Source organism: Streptomyces sp. MMG1121 (assembly GCF_001280015.1).
Lineage (GTDB): Bacteria > Actinomycetota > Actinomycetes > Streptomycetales > Streptomycetaceae > Streptomyces.
In genome coordinates, this window is record NZ_LGDV01000206.1 from 1 (window position 1) to 19,427 (window position 19,427).

Consider the following 19,427-nt stretch of genomic DNA (forward strand, 5'->3'; position numbering starts at 1 on the left):
GGTGTAGCGGTAGATGTTGCCGGCGGAGTTGACGCCCCAGACGGTGCCGTCCGCGGCGGCTCCGATGTCCGTCAGTGCCCCCGGGATCTGCACCCAGGGGCTGGCGTCGTTGTTGGTGTAGCGGTAGATGTTCCCGGCCTCGTTGACGCCCCACACGTTGGTCCTCGACCCGGCCGAGATCCGAACGAGCGCACCGCTGATCTGCTTCCAGTCGGCCATTCCACGGGCTCCTTGTCGTCGGCGATGTTGCATGCAGACGCTCCCGCGAGGGAACGATTCAGCATGCAAGCGCGCTTGCGGCACGATCCTTCTCTTGTCCGTAAAGCCTCGTTTATCGGAAGGGTCGCGTATTTCGAGCTGGGACGGTGCGGCCGGCGGTTGATCCAGGGGCGACCTGATCAGAGGTCCCACTTGCGGGTTATTCGCAATCACCAGGTTGACGCCGACGGGCGCGCGAGAGCGTCGGGAGGCCGACCCGGGGCGGTGGACGTGCCGGAGGAGGCGGAAGGGCCTGCTCGGCTCACCTGTTCCTGCCCCGTGTGGACGGGTGGCCTTCTACGATCCTGTGCATGGATCCCGAGCTGCTGGAACGGATCAGCGCGCGGCGCGCAGAACTGGACGAACTCGAGGAACATCCGGCCAAGCAGTTGGCGGAAGTACGGGCGGAGCGGGACGAACTCGCCGTGCTGAACGGGTCCTTGAGCGGGTGAGCGAGCAGCTCGCCGACGAGCGCGCCTCGGCCGCGCCAGCGCCCGGACAGGTGGGTGGACGGACGGTGATGCTGATCCCGCACCGCGCACCGGACGTGGAGGGGACCATGCTCCCGCTGGACTACCAGCGCATCCTCGCCGCGGTGCGGCAGGCCGCTGGACCGGTCATGGCCCGGCAGGTCGGCGAGATGCTGGGCGTGGACAGCAGCGTGCGGGCCAAGCTGGAACCGCTGCGCGCGAAGCTGGTCAGGCTGGTCGACCGCGGCTGGCTGCGCAAACTGCCCGACGGCCGGTTCACCACCCGCCTGTGAACTGCTCCACCACCGCCTGGGGCAGTGCGGCGAGGGCGTAACCACAGTGCCCCCGACGGCTGTTGGAATTGTGTGACGAATACCAAAGAGCACGCCGAGGACACCTGCCCGCTTGCCTACCAGTGCCGACTGCCGCTGTCCACGCACACCGTCAACACCTCGCCGATCTGCTACGGCGCCACCTGAGAGCGATCCGGTCCCGGTGGCGGATCCTGCCGCCCGGGGCGGATCAAACGGGGCGGAAGTGGAGAGCAACCACTTGGCATGGCCGCCGTCACGCGGACAAGCCGACAGCAGTTGCGGTGTGGCCGGTACACCCGGCACCCAGCTGACGGGCTGATCAGCAGACCAGGGGGGTGAGGACCCATTTCTGGTTGGTCGCCCCGTTGCAGACCCCGATGCCGAGCCGGGCTCCGGCGGCGGTGTTGAAGCCCGGGTCGTCAAGGCACTTGCCGGAGTTGACGTTCTTCAGCGATCCGTCGGTCTGCGGGATCCACTGCTCGCTCTGGGTGCCCGCGACACCGACGTAGATCTCGGCCTTGGTGCCGTTCGTGGTGCCGGCCCACACCGCGTTCAGACACTTGCCGAGCGCGCGGACGGTCCCGTCCACGCCGAGGCTCCACCACTGCGCGCTCGTGCCGTTGCAGTCGTAGCCCTGCACCGGGGTGGCCACGGTGCAGCTGCCATGGGCCACGTCCACGCACTTGCCGCCGTAACCGACCAGGCGTCCCTGCTGCCCGGCTACGCCCACGACCACAGCGTTGATCGTCTTGGTCGCCCAGGACTGCGGGTGGGTGCACGTGGCCGTGGAAGTTCCGTTCCCCGTCACGGTGCGCGGCCGACCGCCGGGACGCCAGGGCCAAAACCGGAATCGAGGTCCGGGGCGCCCGAACGCACCTGGTGGCTCTTTACGGGCGGATGGGAATCCTTATCAGCCAATTGACCCGCCCCCAAGGCGGTCGATTGCGGCGAGCGCCTCGCCGCACACATGGGTGTGACCGAGCGGACGCGACAGCGCGCACCCCGTGATGGGTCACTCCGGTTTCGCGGCGCAACGCTCGGAAAGCAGGACCCGCAGGTGCGTTGCCGTCTGTACGGGGTCGGTGAAAGGCGTCGCCTCGCCCCACCGCGAGAGTCGCCGGTGGCGGGACGAGCAGCGAACTCGGACGGGCTCGTACGCGGCCGCGAACGCCGCCGACGACCTCGCGGGGCGGGGGCGTCCGGGAGGCGTCGTATAGGACCACGGCTCCCGTCGGGCCAGACGCCTGTCGGCCATTCGGGGTCCGGATCACAGACGAGGGGAAGGCTTCAAGGCCCTTGTTCCGGCCGCCGTGTGGTGATTAGGCTCCGGCTCACTTTCGCATGTCCCACACATTTTCCACACACAGTGACCAGAACGTCTGGTTCAACAGCCGTGCCGGCATGCCCACTCCGGCGATCCCGCGAGGGTCCGCCGGACACCGAGGGAGGGGTGGAGGACATAGGCGGGTCTCGACCACCGCGGCGCTCCGGCGTGGCGCCGACCACCCCTGACGCCGCGCCTCCAGCGGCGAACGCCCGGGTCCGCACGGCTTCCAGACGCGATCTGGACGTGCTCTGGGGGGTCAACTTCGTCGACGGACTCGGCAGTCAGGCTTCCGGTCTCGTGTTCCCGCTCCTGCTCCTCGACCTCGGCCACAGCCGCGGTACCGCAGGCGTGTTCGCCAGCGCCGCCGCCCTCGCCGGGGTAGTGCTGGGCCCGCTCGTAGCCCTGCCGGCAGACCGAGGACGCCGACGTTCCCTCATGACCGGCGCGTCGGTGTCGGCGTCCCTGGCGATGACCGGGCTGGCCGTCTGCTGCCTCGGGCACCCGCCCCTGTGGGTGCTGCTCGGCCTCGCCCTCGCCGAGCGCCTGTGCGCGACGGCGTACGAGGCCGCGGCACGTGGTGCACTGTCCCGGCTGGTGCCCATCGGTGAGCTGCCACGGGCCGTGGCCGGAGTCCAGGCGGGTGATCAGGCCGCGCTGGTGCTCGGTCCAGCGCTCGGCGGGGTCATGTTCGGCGTGAGCCCTCTCCTGCCGTTCGCCGCGGACGCCGTCTCCTACGCGGCGGCTGCGTTCGGGGTGCGGGCGATACGCACCCCCCTGGACGCCCCACCCATCGACCCTCCCGCCAGCCCTCCGATCGACCCTCCCGCCGGCCCACCAGCCGACCGGCCCGGCGGACCGGACGTCCCCGGGGATATCGCGGACGCTCCCCCGAAGATGTCAGCGACGGCTCTCGACTCGCCCGACACCCCCTCGGACCCGCCCGTCGACACCATGTGCACCGGCACCGCCGGTCCCCGCACAGTCGGTTCCGGCCCGGACAATTCCCACACCGCCCCTTCTTCCCGCACCGCCGTCTCCCGCACGATCGGTTCCGGAGCGATGCGGGCCGGGCTCACCGCGGTGGTCCGCTCACCCGTGCTGCGGTTGGTCCTGCTGTGGTCGTCCGTGGCCGGAGGAGCGGTGGCCCTCTTGTCCTACAGCGCGCTGTTCGTCCTGGGCAGCGAGGCCGGCAGCGCCGCCGCCGGAGGGGTGCTGGCGGCCTCCGGCGCGGCGGGTCTGGCCGGTTCGCTGGTGGCGGCGCGGGTGGTGCGCCGGCTCGGTGCCCACCGGGCGCTGACCCTGTCCGCCTGGCTGCTTCTGCCCCCATGTGCCGCGCTGTACGTCGCCCACGGACCGTGGTCGTGGGGTGTGTGCTTCTGCGGCCTGTGCCTCGTGCTGCCGGTGGCCACCGCCGTCCTGGGGGCGACGGCGGTGCGCGCGGTCCCCCCGGAGCTGCAGTCCCGGTCCGGTGCCGTACTGGGATCGGCGGGCGCCCTGGCCGCTGCCGGTGCCCCGGCAGCGGCCGCCTTCTTGTTGACCTGGGGCGGGCCGGGAACTCCTGCGGCGGCCTGCACCGTCGTCCTGGCTCTCCTGGCCGTCCACACACAGAGCTCGGCGCGTACCGTGCTGCACCCCCTCGCGCCCGCTCACGGCGACAAGGACCCGGGCCCCACCGGTACCTCTGCGGGAAGTGGACGATGACCAACTCCTACCGCGTGTTCGTGACCACGCTGCCCGACGTGTGCCCGACGGACCCGAGCCGCATGGTGTTCACGGCGGACGCCGGGGGCCGCTGCGAGGTGTTCACCTGGGACGCCGCAGTCCGGCGGGCCCGACAGGTCACCGATAGCGCCGAGGGCACGGTCCACCGGGCGATCGACGCCGCGGGCTATGTGTGGTGGTTCGAGGAGGACGCGACCGAGTACGGCCACTGGTGGTTTCAGCACTTCGACGGCGGCCCCCGGCTGCCGGGGCTGCCCGGAGCGCGGGCCGGACGGCCGCGTGGGCTGGCGGTGACCGCAGACGGGACGGTCGCCGCAGCCGTGGAGCGTGCCGACCGCACCGTGGCCGTGGTCGGCCCGCGCGGCCGAGCGCCGCGAGAGGTGTGGAGCGCCCGGGGTTCGCTCCGGTTGGGCGGTATCACGCCGGACGGCGCCCTGATCGCCCTCGCGTCCTCCGCCGACGACGCTGCCGCCGTCAGGGTCGTGTCGCGTGCGGGCCGCACGGTTGTCACCCTGCCCGGATCCACCGCGTCCGGGCCCGGCGAAGGCGCCGCCCCAGGTCCGGCGGATCCGACGCCGGCCGGAACGAGACTGTGGTGTCAGGGCTTCTCGCCCCGCTCCCGCCGACGCGAGTTGCTCTTGGTGCGCGACCTCGGGGAGAGCTACGTCCTCGAGACATGGACACCGGAGGAGGGCCTGCGCACGCATCACTGGTGCACCTTCGACACAGAGGTCAGCGCCCGCTGGTACCCGGACGCGCGTGCGGTGCTGGTGCGTCAGGACCGGCGGAGCCGCTCTTTGCTGTACCGCGTGGATCTGGACGCGCGGCAGCGAGTCCTCGTGCCCACGCCCTCGGGCAGCGTCCTGGACGCCGCGCCCCGGGCCGCCGGAGCCGTCGACTACTTGTGGACCGACACCGCCCACCCTCCGGTTCTGCGCGCCACGGACGGCATCGCCCTGCCTCCGTGCCATTCCGCGACCGCGGTGCCCGGACGGCACACCGACCTGTGGACGCCCTCGCCCTCGGGTCGGGTGCACACCCTGCTGAGCCTGCCTGAGCGGCCGGGATCGAAGCCGCCACCCGCTGTCTTCCTGGTCCACGGCGGACCCGCCGATCACGACCGTGACGCCTACGACGCCACGGTGCACTCGCTGGTGGCCTCCGGCTACGCCGTCGCCCGCGTCAACTACCGCGGCTCCACCGGGTACGGTCCGCGCTGGCGTCGGGAGTTCCCGGCCGGGGTCGGCCACACACAGGTAGAGGACCTGGCCGCGGTCCGCGCCGACCTCGTCGCCCGGGGTCTCGTAGCCCGGGACGCGAGCGCCCTGTGGGGTGTGTCGTGGGGCGCCTATCTGGTCCTGCTGGCCATGGGCAGCCGCCCCGGTCTGTGGCAGGCCGGTATCGCGGTCAAGCCGGTCGCCGACTGGGTCGCCGCCCACCGGGCGACCACCCCGGCGCTTCGTGCCCTGGACGTCCGGCTGTTCGGCGGTACCCCGGATGAGGTACCGGAACGCTACGCCAGCAGTTCGCCCCTCACCTGGGCAGCCGCGGTCACCGCACCGCTGCTCGTCGTCGGCGCGGCCCACGACGCCAAGTGCCCGCCCGGGCAGATCCGCACCTACCTCGCCGCGCTGGCCGCAGCGGACGTACCGCACGAGGCCATGTGGCTGGCGACAGGACACGACGGATACGACGGCGCGACGCACGTCGCCGTGCTGCGTCGGTCCCTGTGCTTCCTGCGCGACCGGCTGCCCGCCGCGGCATCCGGTGCCCTCACACGTCCGCCCGCTCCGGCGGGAGGACCCCGGCCCCGCTGAGGCAACAGCGGGACCGGGTGGCACAGCACCATCCCACTCGCAGAAGGAGTAGCACCGTGCAGAAGGACATCATCCACAACGACCCGCTCGCGGGCGACGAGGAGAACCGTAAGCCGGGCATCGGCATCACCATCACCGTGCCGTTCCGCAACGCCGACGAGGGCGACGACGAGGAGTGACCAACGGCCCGGCCGGCCCGCAGAGCACGCGGGCCGGCCGGGCTCCCGGTCCCTCGTCCCGTCACCGGCCTCGCAGCGCCCCAAGGAGCCGACCGTGCGCGTTCTCCTGCTCAACATGCCCTGGTCGCCGATCGACCTGCCCTCCCTTGCCCTGGGCATCCTCAAACGCAGCGTCGACGAGCGCGTCGCGGGGGCGACGTGCGAAGTGCTGCACGCCAACCTGGACTTCACCGACTGGATCACCCGGCGCACTGAGTTCACCGCCGAGGACTACGAGTACTACGCACTCTCCTCCTACTTCCTCGGCTGCGGCGACTGGGTCTTCTCCAGCGCTCTGTACCACGATCCCGCTTGGAAGGATGCCGAGTTCACCCAGATGATGACCGGCAAGCTGCGTTCGAAGCGGATGCGCATGACCCGTCAGCTGCACGAGATCGTCCCGGAATTCGTCGAGGACATCGCACGGCGGGTGGTGGACCTGGCACCCGACGTCGTAGGGCTGACGTCCACCTTCCAGCAGAACACCGCCGCCCTCGCCGCCGCACGGCACATCAAGCAGCTCGCCCCGCACATCAGGACCGTCATGGGCGGTGCCAACTGCGACGCCGAGCAGGGGGCGGCCGTCCACCGCAACTTCCCCTTCGTCGACTTCGTGGTGCGCGGTGAGGGCGAGGACGCTTTTCCCCGGCTGCTCGAAGCTCTGCGGGACGGGACGCCGGTCACTGCTCTCGCGGACGTTCCGGGGCTGTGCCACCGCGCCGACGGGACCTCCTCGGTCGTGAACCCGATGCCGTCCGGTCCGCTACCGCCGTCGGCGATTCTGCCTCCCGACTACAGCGGGTACTTCGAACGCCTCGCCGGCTCCGTCGCGCGCAACTGGGTCGAGCCGAAACTGGTCGTCGAGGGCGCCCGCGGCTGCTGGTGGGGAGAAAAACACCACTGCACGTTCTGCGGGCTGAACGGCTCGTTCATGCAGTTTCGCAGCAAGAGTCCCGACACCTTCTACCAGGAAATCATGGACCTGGCGGAGCGTCACCGCGTTCTGGACATGTACGTGGTCGACAACATCCTCGACATGCGTTACCTGTCCACCGTGCTGCCACGCATCATCGACAGCGGATACGACCTGCGCATGCACATCGAGATCAAGGCGAACATGCGCCGCCCACAGCTGCAGACCCTCTCCGACGCCGGCCTCATCTACGTCCAGCCCGGCATCGAAAGCCTCAACAGCCGAGTGCTCGACCTCATGGACAAGGGCGTCAGCGGGTGCCAGAACGTGCGGATGCTCCGGGACGCCGCCGAGACGGGACTGTCCGTGTCCTGGAACTACCTGCACGGCTTCCCCGGTGAGTCCGCCGACGACTACGACCCCGTGATCCGTCAACTCCCGGCGCTGGAGCATCTCAATCCGCCGGTCGACCTGTCCGCCCGGATCGCCATCGAACGCTTCAGTCCGTACTTCAACCGGCCGGAACTCGGCTTCACGGGTCTGCGCCCCGAGGAGCACTACCTGTTCACCTACGACCTGCCCGAGGAGGAACTCCACGACCTGGCCTACGTCTTCCAGGCGCCCGAACGCGGCATCGGCGAGCCCACGGTGACCCGGCTGAACGACGCCATCGCTGCCTGGAAGAAGAACCACACCGACGCCAGGCTCACCCACACCGACCTCGGAGACCAGATCATGCTGGTCAGCCGGCGCCGCTCGTTCGACTGGCACACCCTGTGCCTGACCGACCCCTTCGCCATCACCCTGTTCCGTCTGCTGGACCAGCCGCACTCCCCCGCGGCGCTGCACCGCAAGGCGACAGCGGATCCGGCCTCGTCGCACCACACCCCGCAGGATGTGCAGGCCCTGCTGGACGAATGGACGACGCTGGGCGTGACCTTCACCGACGCCGGTCAGTACGTCCACATCGCGCCGAGCGCGGTCAACCAGGAGCTGCTGCGCCTGGACTACATGCGCCACGCGCACGCCCGACCCCTGCCCGACACCGCGGCCGAACCCGTCGCCGAGGGCCGGACCTCGCCGGCCCCCGCCCTGCCCTGACCTCGGGCCCGCGATCGCTCCGGACACCGACAAGGAACCGACCATGCCCCTGAGCACCCCTCGCCCGGCCGTCCAAGGCTGGCGCGATCATGACGCACAGGCCCGGACACTGCCCGGTATGTCCCTGGGCCGTATCCCGCTCACCTCGGATTCCAGCGACGCTTCGCGCCTGTGGAACCTGGGCGTGCGACGGGCCGAGCTCGACGTTCCGGTCGACCTCGCCGAGGCCGGACAGGCCGCCGACCGATCAGCGATCGACCGGCTCTGCCTGGTCCGCGACCTCACGGCGCGAGCTGTCCAGATCGACTGGGACCTCCGCCTGCCGCCGGACCGAGCCGACCATCTGTGGAAGGTGCTGTCCCACCTGCACCCGCCCCGCACGATCGCCGGCCTCGCCGACCCCGAGACCGCCCTCCATGCCTGGCGCACACGCCACTACCTGTGCAAACTCGTCTGGCGCCAGGGTCCGGGCTTTCTGCAGATCCGTGACCGGCGCTGGGGAGATCTGCGCCGGTTCACGGCCGACGATCCCCGCTACCCCGCGGCCGTCGCCCGACTCGACCGGGGCGTCCGCCCCGCGGACATTCCCCACGACATCCTCGAGGAGCTCACCGCCGAACACCTCGTCCTACGGACGGACGGCCTCGCCTGGTGGCTGCCCTACCGCGTTTCTCGCTGGCTGCAAGAGGCCATGGCCGTCTAGCGCTGTGACCGCACAGGTGCGCCGGGTCGGTGGTCAAGGGGGTTGGCGGTTGGCTGTGGCGAGGCTTCGTCGCGGCGACGGCCACCACCCGCCCGACCGAGCCGGGTCAGCCCCTCATCCGCTGGCCGCTGCGCCAACTCGTCACCCACCTGCGGAAGTCCAGGGCGGGTGATCTGCGTCAGCCGCGTAACGAAGCTGGACCGGACCGAGGAGGACCTCGACCTTCCGAACCGGGCCTTCGCCTTCCACGAGTTCGGCCCGCTCGGGATCCGGCCCACCGCAGGCGCGGGCTGGGCCCTGGCGCGAACATCCCGACCGGCTGCCAACCACATACCGTCACAGGAAGGCCGCCATGAACGCGCTGGCCACGCTGAAGTCCCATCAGGGCCGCCCGGCCGGACGGCGCGCCGACATCCGTCGCCGGGCGACTGGAAAACACCTTGCCCTCGGCACCCCCGCACCACGGTGAGCGAGAGCGGCCGGGCCGGACCGCTTGCGGTCGGCCAGGTCAGGCGGGCCGCCGGTGGCGAAGCGGCCCCGCCAAGTGCACACCGTGTCCACGCGCAGCCGCGTCTGCACGGCTACCCGGGCTTTGGGACACCCACGGGCCAGCACCATGCCGTACCCGTCTCCATGTCCGGCGACGTCATGGCAACGCCCTCGAGTTGCCGAGGAAAACCCTTGGGCTGCCGGACCTGCTTCAGACATGATCGACTCGTGGACACCTACCTGGAAACCGAGCGCCTGACCCTGCGCCGCTTCACCGCCGATGACGCGGACCTGCTGATCGAGCTGGACAGCGACCCGGCGGTGATGCGCTACCTGACCGGCGGCCATCCGACCGCGCCGGAGCTGGTCCGCGAGCGCTACCTGCCGAACATCCTCGCCGGCTACGAGAAGTGGGGCGGCAACCTCGGACTGTTCGCCGCGCACGAGAAGGACGGCGGCGCGTTCATCGGCTGGTTCATCCTGCGTCCCGAGCCGCAGGGCCCGCTGGACGAAGTCGAACTCGGCTACCGCCTGCGGCAGGCGGCCTGGGGCAAGGGATATGCCACCGAGGGCTCGCGGGCCTTGCTGGGCAAGGCGTTCACGGAGCTCGGTGTGCGCATGGTCTGGGCTGAGACGATGTCCGTGAACCACGGTTCGCGCAACGTCATGAAGAAGCTCGAAATGACGCTCGCGGACACCGTCCCCACGCCTCCCGACATGGAGATGATTGAGGGCTCCGAGCAGGGAGGCGTACGGTACGAGATCCTGAAGGAGCAGTGGGAGCAGCAGTAGCCACGGTACGAAACGAGCGTTCCGCATCCACGGCCCACCGCAACCGGTGGGTGGACGGCAGCGGTGGCGGCGACGTTGGCGTGGCGGCCGCGTAACCCGCACCGTTGAGATCTCTACAGGTCAATTCCGTACAAGGACGCCGCATTGGCCGACGAGAACTGTTGACGTTCCGCGTCTGAGGAGAAGTGGGTCAGGAAGGAATCGATCTCCTCTCTGGTTGGCCGTTGGAAGGGGTAGTCGGTCGAGAAAATCAATCGGTCGACGGAGGTGACGGACAGGGCATGCTGCAGGAGTGCCGGGTTGAGCATGCCGGAGGCGGTTATATAGAAATTGGACCGGATGTAGTCCGATACTGCTCGCTGCAAGCCGGCGATACGGGAAAGGCTGTCGGCTCGGTCCAGCCAGAACAGCAGCGTCTCCCCCCAGTGGCCGAGCACGACCTGTAGGTCGGGATGACGGTCGAATGTGCCTCGCAGGATCAGTCGCAGTGCTGCTGTTGCGGCGTCCATGTGCCACCCCCACCCGAAAGTGGCGAGGGCGAGGTCCGTCATGGGGTCGAATCCGCGATAGGAGGCGGCACGGACGGCAGTTGAGGGCAGTTGAGGGTGGATGAACACCGGCTGGCCGAGTTCCGACGCGGCGGTGAAGAAGTCGTCGTAGACGAGGTCGTCGAGGAGCAGATCTCCCGACCGGCCGTAGACCATGGCGCCTACGTGCCCCGTGTCCGCGGCTCTTACAAGCTCCCCCGCCACATCCTTTGGCGACGACATCGGCAGGGTGGACAACGATCGAAAACGGGCCGCGTTCCGGGCGACGGCCGCCGTAGCCACGTCGTTCGCGGCGCGGCTCAGCGCCAGGGCCTCCTTGGGGGGCAGCGGCTGGACTCCCGGCGGTGTCAGGGCGAGGATCGACACATCGATGCCCTGAGCATCCATGGCTGCGATACGGCCGACCGCCAGGTCCTCCAAACGTTCCTGGTTGTCGCCTATTTCGTTGAAGACAAGGCTTTCGTCGCGATGCGGCACAGCACGAAGGGCCGACGTGATGTCCGGCATGACCCAGTGTTCTTCGACAGCGATGAGAGGCATTGGCCTACCAGGGCACGATCTGTCCCGAGCGGTCCAGATACGCCAGACCGGGCGTGCCCAGCCTGGACAGCAGGACGTCCACCAACAGCGGGAAGCTCTCCTCGACGGTGAACGGTGCGTCCGGCCCCCCGAGCGCGGTACGAATCCAGCCTGGCGCCAGGAGGACGAAGGAGCGCTGCGTCCCGGCCTGCCGCGTCGCGAAGCTGCGCATGAACATGTTCAAGGCTGCTTTACTTCCCCGGTAGACCTCGCGGCCTGCGGTCGTGTTGTTCGTGATGCTGCCCAGCCCGGACGACATCGCTCCGATGAGTCCGGTGTCGGATACGAGGTCTTCGAGCGCTTCCATGACGCGCACGGGACTGAGAGCGTTGGTGATCATCACCTCGACGAAATCGGCTGTCGAAACCGCGCCGATCGGTGTGTGCTCATTGTTCGTGGTGCCTGCGTTGACGAAGAGCAGGTCGAGCTGGCGTTGCGCGAGACGCTCGTGCAGGGGCGCCAGGTGGTCGGGCTCGTTGACGTCGAGATGCTCGATGGTGACGCGCCCGTCGGCTCGGTCTGCAAGATCATGCAGGGGCGTCCGGGCAGCGGTGTCGCGGACCGTGCCGATGACGTTCCAACCCCTGTCGAAGAATTCGGCCGCCATCGCGTGACCGAGGCCGCGCGAGGCCCCGACGATGAGAGCGGTCGGCGTGTGCCGGCCTGTGACAATCGATCGCATCCAGCGTCATCTCCGTTCCTTACGTGGTGAGCTCACTGCGTGTGTTGGCCACCGAGACCCCGGGGGCGGTTTCGGTCGGCAATGCCGCTGTGGCTCCTCATCCGTGCGTTGCAAGTCTGTCCGCCGTGCTGCCGCCCGAGCGAACCGGAAGAGCCCGTTTGTAGGATTCCCCTCATGACAGGTGCATCAATGTCCGAGTCCGTCGCCGTGGAGCCCAATGATGTGCGGATCATTCGCGCACTGCAGATCGCTCCGCGGGCTTCTTTCGCCTCGATGGCGGTCGCGCTCGGCCTCACCGAAGGCGCTCTCAACCGCCGGTACCGGCGCCTGCGCGCCGACGGCGTCATCCGTGTCGCCGGCGTGGTCAACCCGGGGGCGCTGGGACAGAGCAGGTGGCTGGTGCGACTCCGCTGCCGCCCCGGTAGCGTCGCAGCGATCGCTGACGCACTCGCCAAGCGCGACGATGTCAACTGGGTCGCCCTGAGCGCAGCGGGCTGCGAAATCACCTGCGCGACCCAGTCGCGGACTCGGGAACAGCGCGAAGAACTGCTCGGTCGACGACTACCGCGTACTGCGGCGGTGCTCGACATCAATGCCTTCGCCATGCTCCGTCAGTTCATGGGAGGCCGCGGCCACTACTGGGCCGCCCTACAAGGCGCCCTGTCCCCGGAGCAGGAGGCCATGCTCGGGAGCGAAGGTTCGCCCTTCACTGAATCCCCGGTCGTCACTCGCGATCCCGTGCACCTCACCGATGAGGACGAGAAGATCCTCACCACTCTCGCCGCAGACGGTCGCGCCAGTCTCGTCGACCTCGCCGCAGCGGCGGACTCCACTCCAGGGCGCGTATCACGCCGCCTTCACACCCTGCTCCTGCGCCGCGTCGTTCACATCGATGTCGAGATCGCCGCAGCCGCTTTGGGCTATCACGCTCGGGCGAACCTCTGGCTGCGCGTGCATCCGTCAGCGGTGAAGACTGTCGGACGCACGCTTGCGCAGGAACCCGAGATCGCCTTCGCCGCAGCGGTGTCCGGGCCCTACAACATCCACGCCGTCGCACACTGCCGCGACCTCGACGAACTATTCGAGTTCACTTCGGATCGCATCGGGTCCTTGGCCGGCCTGCAGAGCATGGAGGTCTCACCCGTACTGCAGCACGTCAAGCAGGCTGGCACGCTGCTGTCCGGCGACCGCCTCGTCGGGACACCACGCACTCGAGCGTGACCTGAGGGAGACCGCCCCAGGAAGTGGCGGGTCCGGCGTGTCCCCAAGAACTCCCGCCCCGAGCATCCTCACCGGTCTCGTGGCTCATCGCGCCCCTCCCGTGCAGGCTGTCGAGATCGTAGTGGGCGCGGGGACTCGTGCCTGCTGTATCTGCACGGCCGCCCTGCCGCTGAACTGCGGGGACCCTTGCCAGGGTTTCGTCGCGCAACGTCGGCGGCGTGGGCGGCCCAGCCCCCGGCTGATGCCTCCTGCCACTGGACGGCGACCGGGGCCTGACCGGCTGGGGTCTGCCTCGCAAAGTGCTGCTCACGTGGTTGCGGACCTTGCCGTAGCCGTCCGGACGGCCCCGTTCCCTGATCTCCTGCCGCAGCCTCCAGGCATGTGCGGCCTTCCTGCCGGCGCTGGCGGGACTGTGACGCAGCCGCCTGCCGGGTCCTGGGCGGGCGCGGCCCGCACGGAGACGACGGTGCCCGGCGGTGTCGGCGGTGTCGGCGGCTTGGCCGACGCAGGTGATCACCGCAGGCGCAGTCCGGGGCTTCCGAGTGGGCAGAGCGGGCGGCGGCAGATCACAGCACCGGGGCCGAGGCAGTCTTCCTCGACCCCGACGGGCAGGTGGTTCGACAGCGGTGGACGGACGCCGGCCCTGGCAGTGGCGTTCGAGGACCTGCCGCCCGTATCCGCGTTCCCGGTGGCGCCTGGGCCGCGATGGGGGCCCGGGCCCGTACTGCTCCGCGACGGCCAGACGCCATGCATCCGCCGGATCGAATCCGACGCGCGCCCAGCGGAGACCATGCCGAATCTTCCTTGCACAGGTCACGGAGTCGTTATTAGTAGACTACGGTCGAATACAGATAAAATTATCCAAATCGGCGGCCTGGCCTCGATACCTGGGCTGCCACTCGACCTGTGCGACCTTGGGGAGCGGCACGGTGGCGAGGTCCCCTGAGGAACGCGGAGTCACACACAGTGCTGTCGCACGGGGCAGATTGCTGGCCGCCCTGCCTGCACTGCTGCTGTTCACCGGCCTTTTCATCGGTCTCGTCACACCCAGCACCGTCAGACCGGATGCCTTCCTCGCCACGGCCATGGTCTCTGCCGCCGCGCTGCTGCCCTTGTGGGGAACCGTCCTCATCGGAGTGGGCGCGTGCGCCGTCTTCGTCGGCTTGATGGTGGACTTCGATGCGCTGCGGGATGCGACCGCCTATTCCGAGCTGGCCAGCCTCGTGGCAATCGGGGCGTTCGCCGTCTTCCTCAACCGCCTGCTCGACCGGCGCGCCCATCAGCTGGTCCAGGTCCGCTCAGTGGCCGAGACCGCCCAGCTGGCGGTGCTGCATCCGGTACCGCGCCACCTCGGACACGTCGCGCTCGAGAGCCTGTACCTGGCCGCCGCGGCGGAAGCCCGGATCGGCGGCGACCTCTACGAGGCGATGCACACCCCGCAAGGCGTACGGCTGCTCATCGGCGACGTACGCGGCAAGGGCCTGCTCGCGATCCAGGCGGCCGCGACGCTCCTCAGCGCCTTTCGTGAGGCCGCCCACGACGCGCCCGACCTGCCCCACCTCGCACGCCGTCTGGAGACGAGCATCAACCGACACGCCTCCCACCACCCGGGGGTCCCGGGCTCGGAGATCGCTGAACGTTTCATCACCGCTCTCCTCGCCGAGATCCCGGACGACGAACCGGTCGTCCGGACCGTCACCTGCGGGCACCCGCCCCCGTTCCTGCTGCACCGAGGCGAGGTCCGGGAGCTGCAGCCCACTGCTCCCTCACCGCCGCTCAACCTGGGCATGCTGGTGGGCGAGGGGTACCACGTCGACGTCGCTCCCTTCCACCCCGGAGACCAGCTCCTGCTGTACACCGACGGCGTCACCGAAACCCGCGACCGCTCCGGCGCCTTCTATCCACTCGCCGAACGCATCCGCTCATGGAGTGGCGAGACCCCCCACCAGCTCCTCGACCACCTCCACCGCGACCTGCTCGGCTACAGCGCTGGTGAGCTCGACGACGACATCGCCGTTCTCATCGCCCGGCGGCGCCCCGAGCCGCTGAGCCTGAGATGAGGCTCTCCCCCGCGCAGGCTCGCGGAACTCGTTCGCCGCGCCTCCCGACCGGAGGAAGCCGGCCCGGTGCGCCACGAACCCCACCCCTCGGACTGTCACGCGTCCCTGCTCGCGCCCACTGACCAGGGCGAACGCATGGTGGAAGCGCTGCACAGACGCCTGGCCGTCCGGCGAGGCCGAGGTTCTCGCCTCGCGCCCGCGCCGCTTCATCACCAGAGGCCCGTTCGCATGACCACCCCCACGGTGCGGCGGTCCGCGCCGATCCTGAGCCGCCGGAGGCGTCCGAGAGCCTCGCGGTAGCGCCCGCCGACTTCCACCGGTCGTGGTCCCGCAGCAGCACCCACCAGGACGGAAGAACCTCGACGTCCGCAGGCCGCGGCCAGTACTGCCCTCACGGCCGTAAGAGGTGGCCAGTGGACTTTACGGGGCGGCGACGACGGGGAGTGGCCAGGGCGGGGTCGGCGGGGTCGTACAGGGGGCGGGCGTTCGGCGACCCTTCACTGCCGCGCTCGATCAGGCGACCGGCATCGGCACCTATGTGGCCATGGAGTCGTTCGAGGGCTCGTTGCACGGGCGGGAGGGGTCCTTCAACTTCGTACGCTCGGCGACGACGTCGGGCAGCGCCCGCACCGCGGAGTTCTTCACCATCGCGCCCTCGAGCGGCACCGGCGCGCTGGCTGGGATCCATGGATCCGGCGGGACGACCGTCGATGCTGACGGCACGCATCGCATCTGGTTCGACTGCCAACTCGGCTGATGGTGAGGATGCTGTGGAGGACGGGAAACAGGCTTCCGGGCTCCCGGAACCCTCCCTACTCTCCCGGATTCATGGCAACAGGACACGCGCAGCAGCCCCAGCCGACCGTCGGACATTCCCGCAGACGTTTCCTCACGACCGCCGGCGGCGCGGTCGGCGCGACCGCGTTACGCCCCGCCGCGCGGGCGGCCGCCGCCACCCGCTCCCGCCGGCGCGTCGCCGTCCTCGGCGGCGGGGTCTCCGGACTCAGCGCCGCCCACGAACTCGCCGAACGCGGCTACGCCGTCACCGTCTACGAGTACTACGACACCCTCGGCGGCAAGGCCCGCTCGATGGACGTCCCCGGCACGGCCACCGGAGGCCGCAAGCCCCTGCCCGGCGAGCACGGCTTCCGCTTCTTCCCCGGCTTCTACCGGAACCTGCCCGACACGATGCGGCGCATTCCCTTCCCCGGCAACACCGGCGGCGTCCACGGCAACCTCCGCAACGCCACCGAGGAGTTGTTCGCCCGCGGCTCGGACCGCCCCGACCTGCACTTCCCGCTGCGCCGGATCACGACCCCGCCGGCGCCCGGCGACATCACCACCTCCTGGATCCGCGACCAGATCCTGTCTGTCCTGGACGTGGGCACCCGCCTGCCCGCCCACGAGGTCGCCTACTTCGCCGACCGTCTCCTGGTCCACCTCACCAGTTGCGACGCACGGCGCGAAGACCAGTGGGAGAAGGTCCCCTGGTGGGACTTCATCCGTGCGGGAGAGATGAGCAGGGAGTACCAGACACTCCTCGGCATCGGACAGACCCGCAACCTCGTCGCCACCCGCGCCGAGGTCGCGTCGACCAGGACGGTCGGCCGCGTCATCATCGAAGCCCTGATCCTGTGGGGCCTGCTCGGCCGCGGGATGGACGGCGACGCCGACATCGACCGCGTCCTGAACGCTCCCACCAGCGAGGCCTGGATCGACCCCTGGGAGGCGCATCTCCGCTCCCTCGGCGTCGACTTCGTGACCGGCACGCAGGTGCTGGAGGTCGGGTACGAGGGCGGGCGGGTGACCGGCGTCCTCGTCGCGGCCCGCGACGGCGGCCACGAGCGCACGGTCACCGCCGACCACTACGTCTCCGCGATGCCCGTCGAACACGCCCGCGCCACCTGGGGCAGGGCCCTGCGCGCCGCCGACCCGCAGCTCGGCCGGTGCGACGCGCTGAAGACGGACTGGATGACCGGCGTGATGTTCTACCTGCGCACGCCCACACCCGTCGTGCACGGTCACATCAACTGCCTCGACTCACCCTGGTCGGTGACGGCCGTCGGCCAGGCGCAGTTCTGGGACCAACGGGACTTCTCGCACGACTACGGCGACGGGCGGGCCCACGACTGCCTCTCCGCGATCATCTCGGAGTGGGACAAGCCCGGCATCCTGTATGGCAAGACGGCCAGGGAGTGCACCAGGGACGAGATCGTCGCCGAGCTGTGGGCGCAGCTGAAGGACGGGCTGAACGACGTGGGCAAGACCACGCTCAGGGACGAGGACCGCCTCGGCTGGTTCATGGACCCGGCGGTGACGGGCCTCGGCGGCCCTGACCCGCACAACCGCGAACAGCTCCTCATCCACCCGACGGGCACGCTCTACCATCGCCCCTCGGCGCGGACGGCGGTCCCGAACTTCTTCCTCGCGGGCGACTACGTGCGCACCGACGTCGACCTCGCGACCATGGAAGGCGCCAACGAGTCCGCACGGCGGGCCGTCAACGCCCTCCTCGACGCGGACCGTTACGACGCCGAGCCGTGTCGTGTGTGGGAGCTGTACCGGCCGCCGGAGATGGAGCCCCTGAAACGGATCGACGAGGTGCGCTACAGGCTGGGTCTACCCAACACCTTCGACCTGGGATGAGCACCGCAGCAGTCGGACCGCTCCCGGGACATGCGCACGGTGGCCTGCCATGGGCCTGGATCGCCCCCGCCGAGGACCAGCTTGTCGATGTTCATGCGAATCCTGGGGGCGGCGGGCGCGCGGACGGTCCCCGATGGTGTCCAACTTGCCCTTCGGTTCCGGCTCTTGTTTGGACAGCGCACGAAGGTGCCGATTCCGTGTCCCGGTTTCCTGCTGCCTTTCGGCTGCCGGCGTTGGGTTCTTGGGCCGTCCTGCACCCCGCTCATACGCCCCATCTGCAAGACTTGCGTCGGTGCCCTGACACACGGCGCGGCCACTCGTTCGCGCGGCCCACGTACGACCGGCTGCCTCATTGCGTGAGACGCGAGTCAAATGATGGTGAGGCGGTCGAGGAACGGGTACCACGCGCCCGGACCGCCACACGGCTCGCCCGGACGGCCCCGGTCCGCATGACCGGGCGAGCACCGCAATCCGCCCCGGCCGGAGAGTCACCAGCGAATCCCGGCGCGGACAGTGCAAACGGCGCGGGCGATGTGCCCAAAGGGCACCCCGGCCATGCGTTCGAAGCCCCGGGCCAGGTTCATTGGCACCGGACACACACGGCCGGCCTGCCGCGGTGTCAGCGGCGGCCGACCGTCAGATCACGTCCTCGAACTGCGAGTTCACGGGGTTCCCACGTCATCGGTGGTCATGGCCAGCAGGACCAGAGCGTCGTGCTCGGCCGTGCCGGGCGGGGCCTGGTAGACCAGCATGCGCTGGCTGTCGCCGGCAGGGCTGAGCACCTCGTTGGCGAGGGTGACCGGGCCGATCACCGGGTGCCGGAACGCTGTCTCGCCGGCGCGCTTCACCCATACCTCGTGCCGGCCCCACAGAGCGGCGAATTCGCCGCTGGCCGCAGTCAGTTCGGCGACCAGCGCGGCGGTCCGCCCCGGGGCGGTCAGTTCGGCGGTGTGCAGGTGCGCGACGCTGTTGCGGGCCACCCGGTCCCAGTCGGCGAAAAGGGACCGTGCGGCCGCGTGCAGGAAGGTGTAGCGGATCGTGTTGCGCTGTCCGGGCGGCCAGTCGCTGAGCCCGGGCATCAGCGCAAGGCCCTCCGGGTTGGCGGCCAGTACGTCGTTGACCTCGTCGAGTACGTATGCCGGGCAGGGCCGGATCGACTCCAGCAGGAGCAGCAGGCCAGGGCCGGCCGGTCGCGGGTCGGCCGGCCGGTGGCGTGGTGTCCGCCCGGCGACCTGGTCGGCGAGGCCGAGCAGGTGGGCGTGTTCGTCGGCGGTGAGCCGAAGGGCCCGGGCCAATGCGCCCAGTACCGCGTCGCTGGGCGCGGTCTCCCGCCCCTGCTCGATCCTCGTGTAGTAGTCCACGCTCACGCCGGCCAGCGCGGCCAGCTCCTCGCGGCGGAGCCCGGGTGTGCGCCGGGCGCCTGGCCCGGTGGGCAGCCCGACGTCGGCCGGGCCGATCTGCCCGCGCCGGATACGAAGGAACTCGGCCAATGCGTTCATGGCTTGGAGTCTGCCACCGGTCGGTCCGTTCCTGGGGGGCCGTGGCACACCCAGGAACCGCGCGACCT

At 69.9% G+C, this 19,427-nt stretch carries 17 protein-coding genes; 12 read left to right on the forward strand and 5 right to left on the reverse strand.

Features of this window, described 5'->3' with window-relative positions; all coding sequences use genetic code 11:
* The coding region (locus tag ADK64_RS28115) for a tectonin domain-containing protein (RefSeq protein WP_324614444.1) at positions 1-219 on the reverse strand (219 nt) is incomplete at its 3' end.
* Between the two features lie 350 nt (positions 220-569).
* On the opposite strand from ADK64_RS28115, the gene ADK64_RS46720 reads away from it, so the two are divergent.
* Both ADK64_RS46720 and ADK64_RS28120 read left to right on the forward strand, forming a co-directional pair.
* A complete protein-coding gene (locus ADK64_RS46720) occupies positions 570-710 on the forward strand; it encodes a hypothetical protein (protein WP_199829726.1) in 141 nt (46 codons plus the stop codon).
* Positions 707-1,021, forward strand: a complete 315-nt coding sequence (locus ADK64_RS28120; RefSeq protein WP_234384721.1) for a hypothetical protein — start codon at positions 707-709, stop codon at positions 1,019-1,021. Before ADK64_RS46720 ends, ADK64_RS28120 begins: the two co-directional genes overlap by 4 nt.
* 340 nt (positions 1,022-1,361) lie before the next feature.
* Here the strand turns inward: ADK64_RS28120 and ADK64_RS28125 are convergent, their stop codons facing one another.
* A complete protein-coding gene (locus ADK64_RS28125) occupies positions 1,362-1,772 on the reverse strand; it encodes an RICIN domain-containing protein (RefSeq protein ID WP_053663411.1) in 411 nt (136 codons plus the stop codon).
* 840 nt (positions 1,773-2,612) lie between these two features.
* Between ADK64_RS28125 and ADK64_RS28130 the strand changes: the two genes are divergently transcribed.
* The 6 genes from ADK64_RS28130 (at position 2,613) to ADK64_RS28150 (ending at position 10,124) form a co-directional block, all read left to right on the forward strand.
* Positions 2,613-4,070: an MFS transporter gene (locus tag ADK64_RS28130; RefSeq protein ID WP_053663325.1), complete on the forward strand. Its 1,458-nt coding sequence runs from the start codon at positions 2,613-2,615 to the stop codon at positions 4,068-4,070.
* Positions 4,067-5,908, forward strand: coding sequence for a prolyl oligopeptidase family serine peptidase (locus ADK64_RS28135; RefSeq protein ID WP_053663327.1), 1,842 nt, complete (start codon positions 4,067-4,069; stop codon positions 5,906-5,908). Before ADK64_RS28130 ends, ADK64_RS28135 begins: the two co-directional genes overlap by 4 nt.
* Positions 5,909-5,964: 56 nt before the next feature.
* Positions 5,965-6,087, forward strand: a complete 123-nt coding sequence (locus ADK64_RS48480; RefSeq protein ID WP_267888565.1) for a hypothetical protein — start codon at positions 5,965-5,967, stop codon at positions 6,085-6,087.
* A gap of 94 nt (positions 6,088-6,181) precedes the next feature.
* A complete protein-coding gene (locus tag ADK64_RS28140) occupies positions 6,182-8,140 on the forward strand; it encodes a RiPP maturation radical SAM C-methyltransferase (protein ID WP_053663329.1) in 1,959 nt (652 codons plus the stop codon).
* Between the two features lie 43 nt (positions 8,141-8,183).
* Positions 8,184-8,843: a DUF5825 family protein gene (locus tag ADK64_RS28145; RefSeq protein WP_053663331.1), complete on the forward strand. Its 660-nt coding sequence runs from the start codon at positions 8,184-8,186 to the stop codon at positions 8,841-8,843.
* A gap of 717 nt (positions 8,844-9,560) precedes the next feature.
* Entirely contained in the window at positions 9,561-10,124 is a 564-nt protein-coding gene (locus tag ADK64_RS28150; protein ID WP_053663334.1) for a GNAT family N-acetyltransferase, read from the forward strand.
* 113 nt (positions 10,125-10,237) lie between these two features.
* Here ADK64_RS28150 and ADK64_RS28155 read toward each other — a convergent pair whose 3' ends face one another.
* Together ADK64_RS28155 and ADK64_RS28160 are read right to left on the reverse strand one after the other, a co-directional pair.
* Positions 10,238-11,212, reverse strand: coding sequence for an amidohydrolase family protein (locus ADK64_RS28155; RefSeq protein ID WP_053663336.1), 975 nt, complete (start codon positions 11,210-11,212; stop codon positions 10,238-10,240).
* Between the two features lie 4 nt (positions 11,213-11,216).
* Positions 11,217-11,933, reverse strand: a complete 717-nt coding sequence (locus tag ADK64_RS28160) for an SDR family NAD(P)-dependent oxidoreductase (protein WP_053663338.1) — start codon at positions 11,931-11,933, stop codon at positions 11,217-11,219.
* Between the two features lie 189 nt (positions 11,934-12,122).
* Between ADK64_RS28160 and ADK64_RS28165 the strand changes: the two genes are divergently transcribed.
* From ADK64_RS28165 to ADK64_RS28180, 4 genes are all read left to right on the forward strand, one after another.
* Complete coding sequence (locus ADK64_RS28165) at positions 12,123-13,154, forward strand: Lrp/AsnC family transcriptional regulator (RefSeq protein WP_234384723.1); 1,032 nt, start codon at positions 12,123-12,125, stop codon at positions 13,152-13,154.
* Positions 13,155-14,083: 929 nt separating this feature from the next.
* Positions 14,084-15,214, forward strand: coding sequence for a PP2C family protein-serine/threonine phosphatase (locus ADK64_RS28170; protein WP_234384724.1), 1,131 nt, complete (start codon positions 14,084-14,086; stop codon positions 15,212-15,214).
* 406 nt (positions 15,215-15,620) lie between these two features.
* Positions 15,621-15,971: a DUF3224 domain-containing protein gene (locus ADK64_RS28175; RefSeq protein WP_053663343.1), complete on the forward strand. Its 351-nt coding sequence runs from the start codon at positions 15,621-15,623 to the stop codon at positions 15,969-15,971.
* A gap of 71 nt (positions 15,972-16,042) precedes the next feature.
* The gene (locus ADK64_RS28180; RefSeq protein ID WP_053663345.1) at positions 16,043-17,860 is read left to right on the forward strand and encodes a hydroxysqualene dehydroxylase; all 1,818 of its coding nucleotides are present in this window, start codon (positions 16,043-16,045) and stop codon (positions 17,858-17,860) included.
* Positions 17,861-18,522: 662 nt separating this feature from the next.
* On the opposite strand, the gene ADK64_RS28185 is transcribed toward ADK64_RS28180, so the two are convergent.
* Positions 18,523-19,359, reverse strand: coding sequence for a helix-turn-helix domain-containing protein (locus ADK64_RS28185; RefSeq protein WP_053663347.1), 837 nt, complete (start codon positions 19,357-19,359; stop codon positions 18,523-18,525).
* Positions 19,360-19,427: the final 68 nt, after the last annotated feature.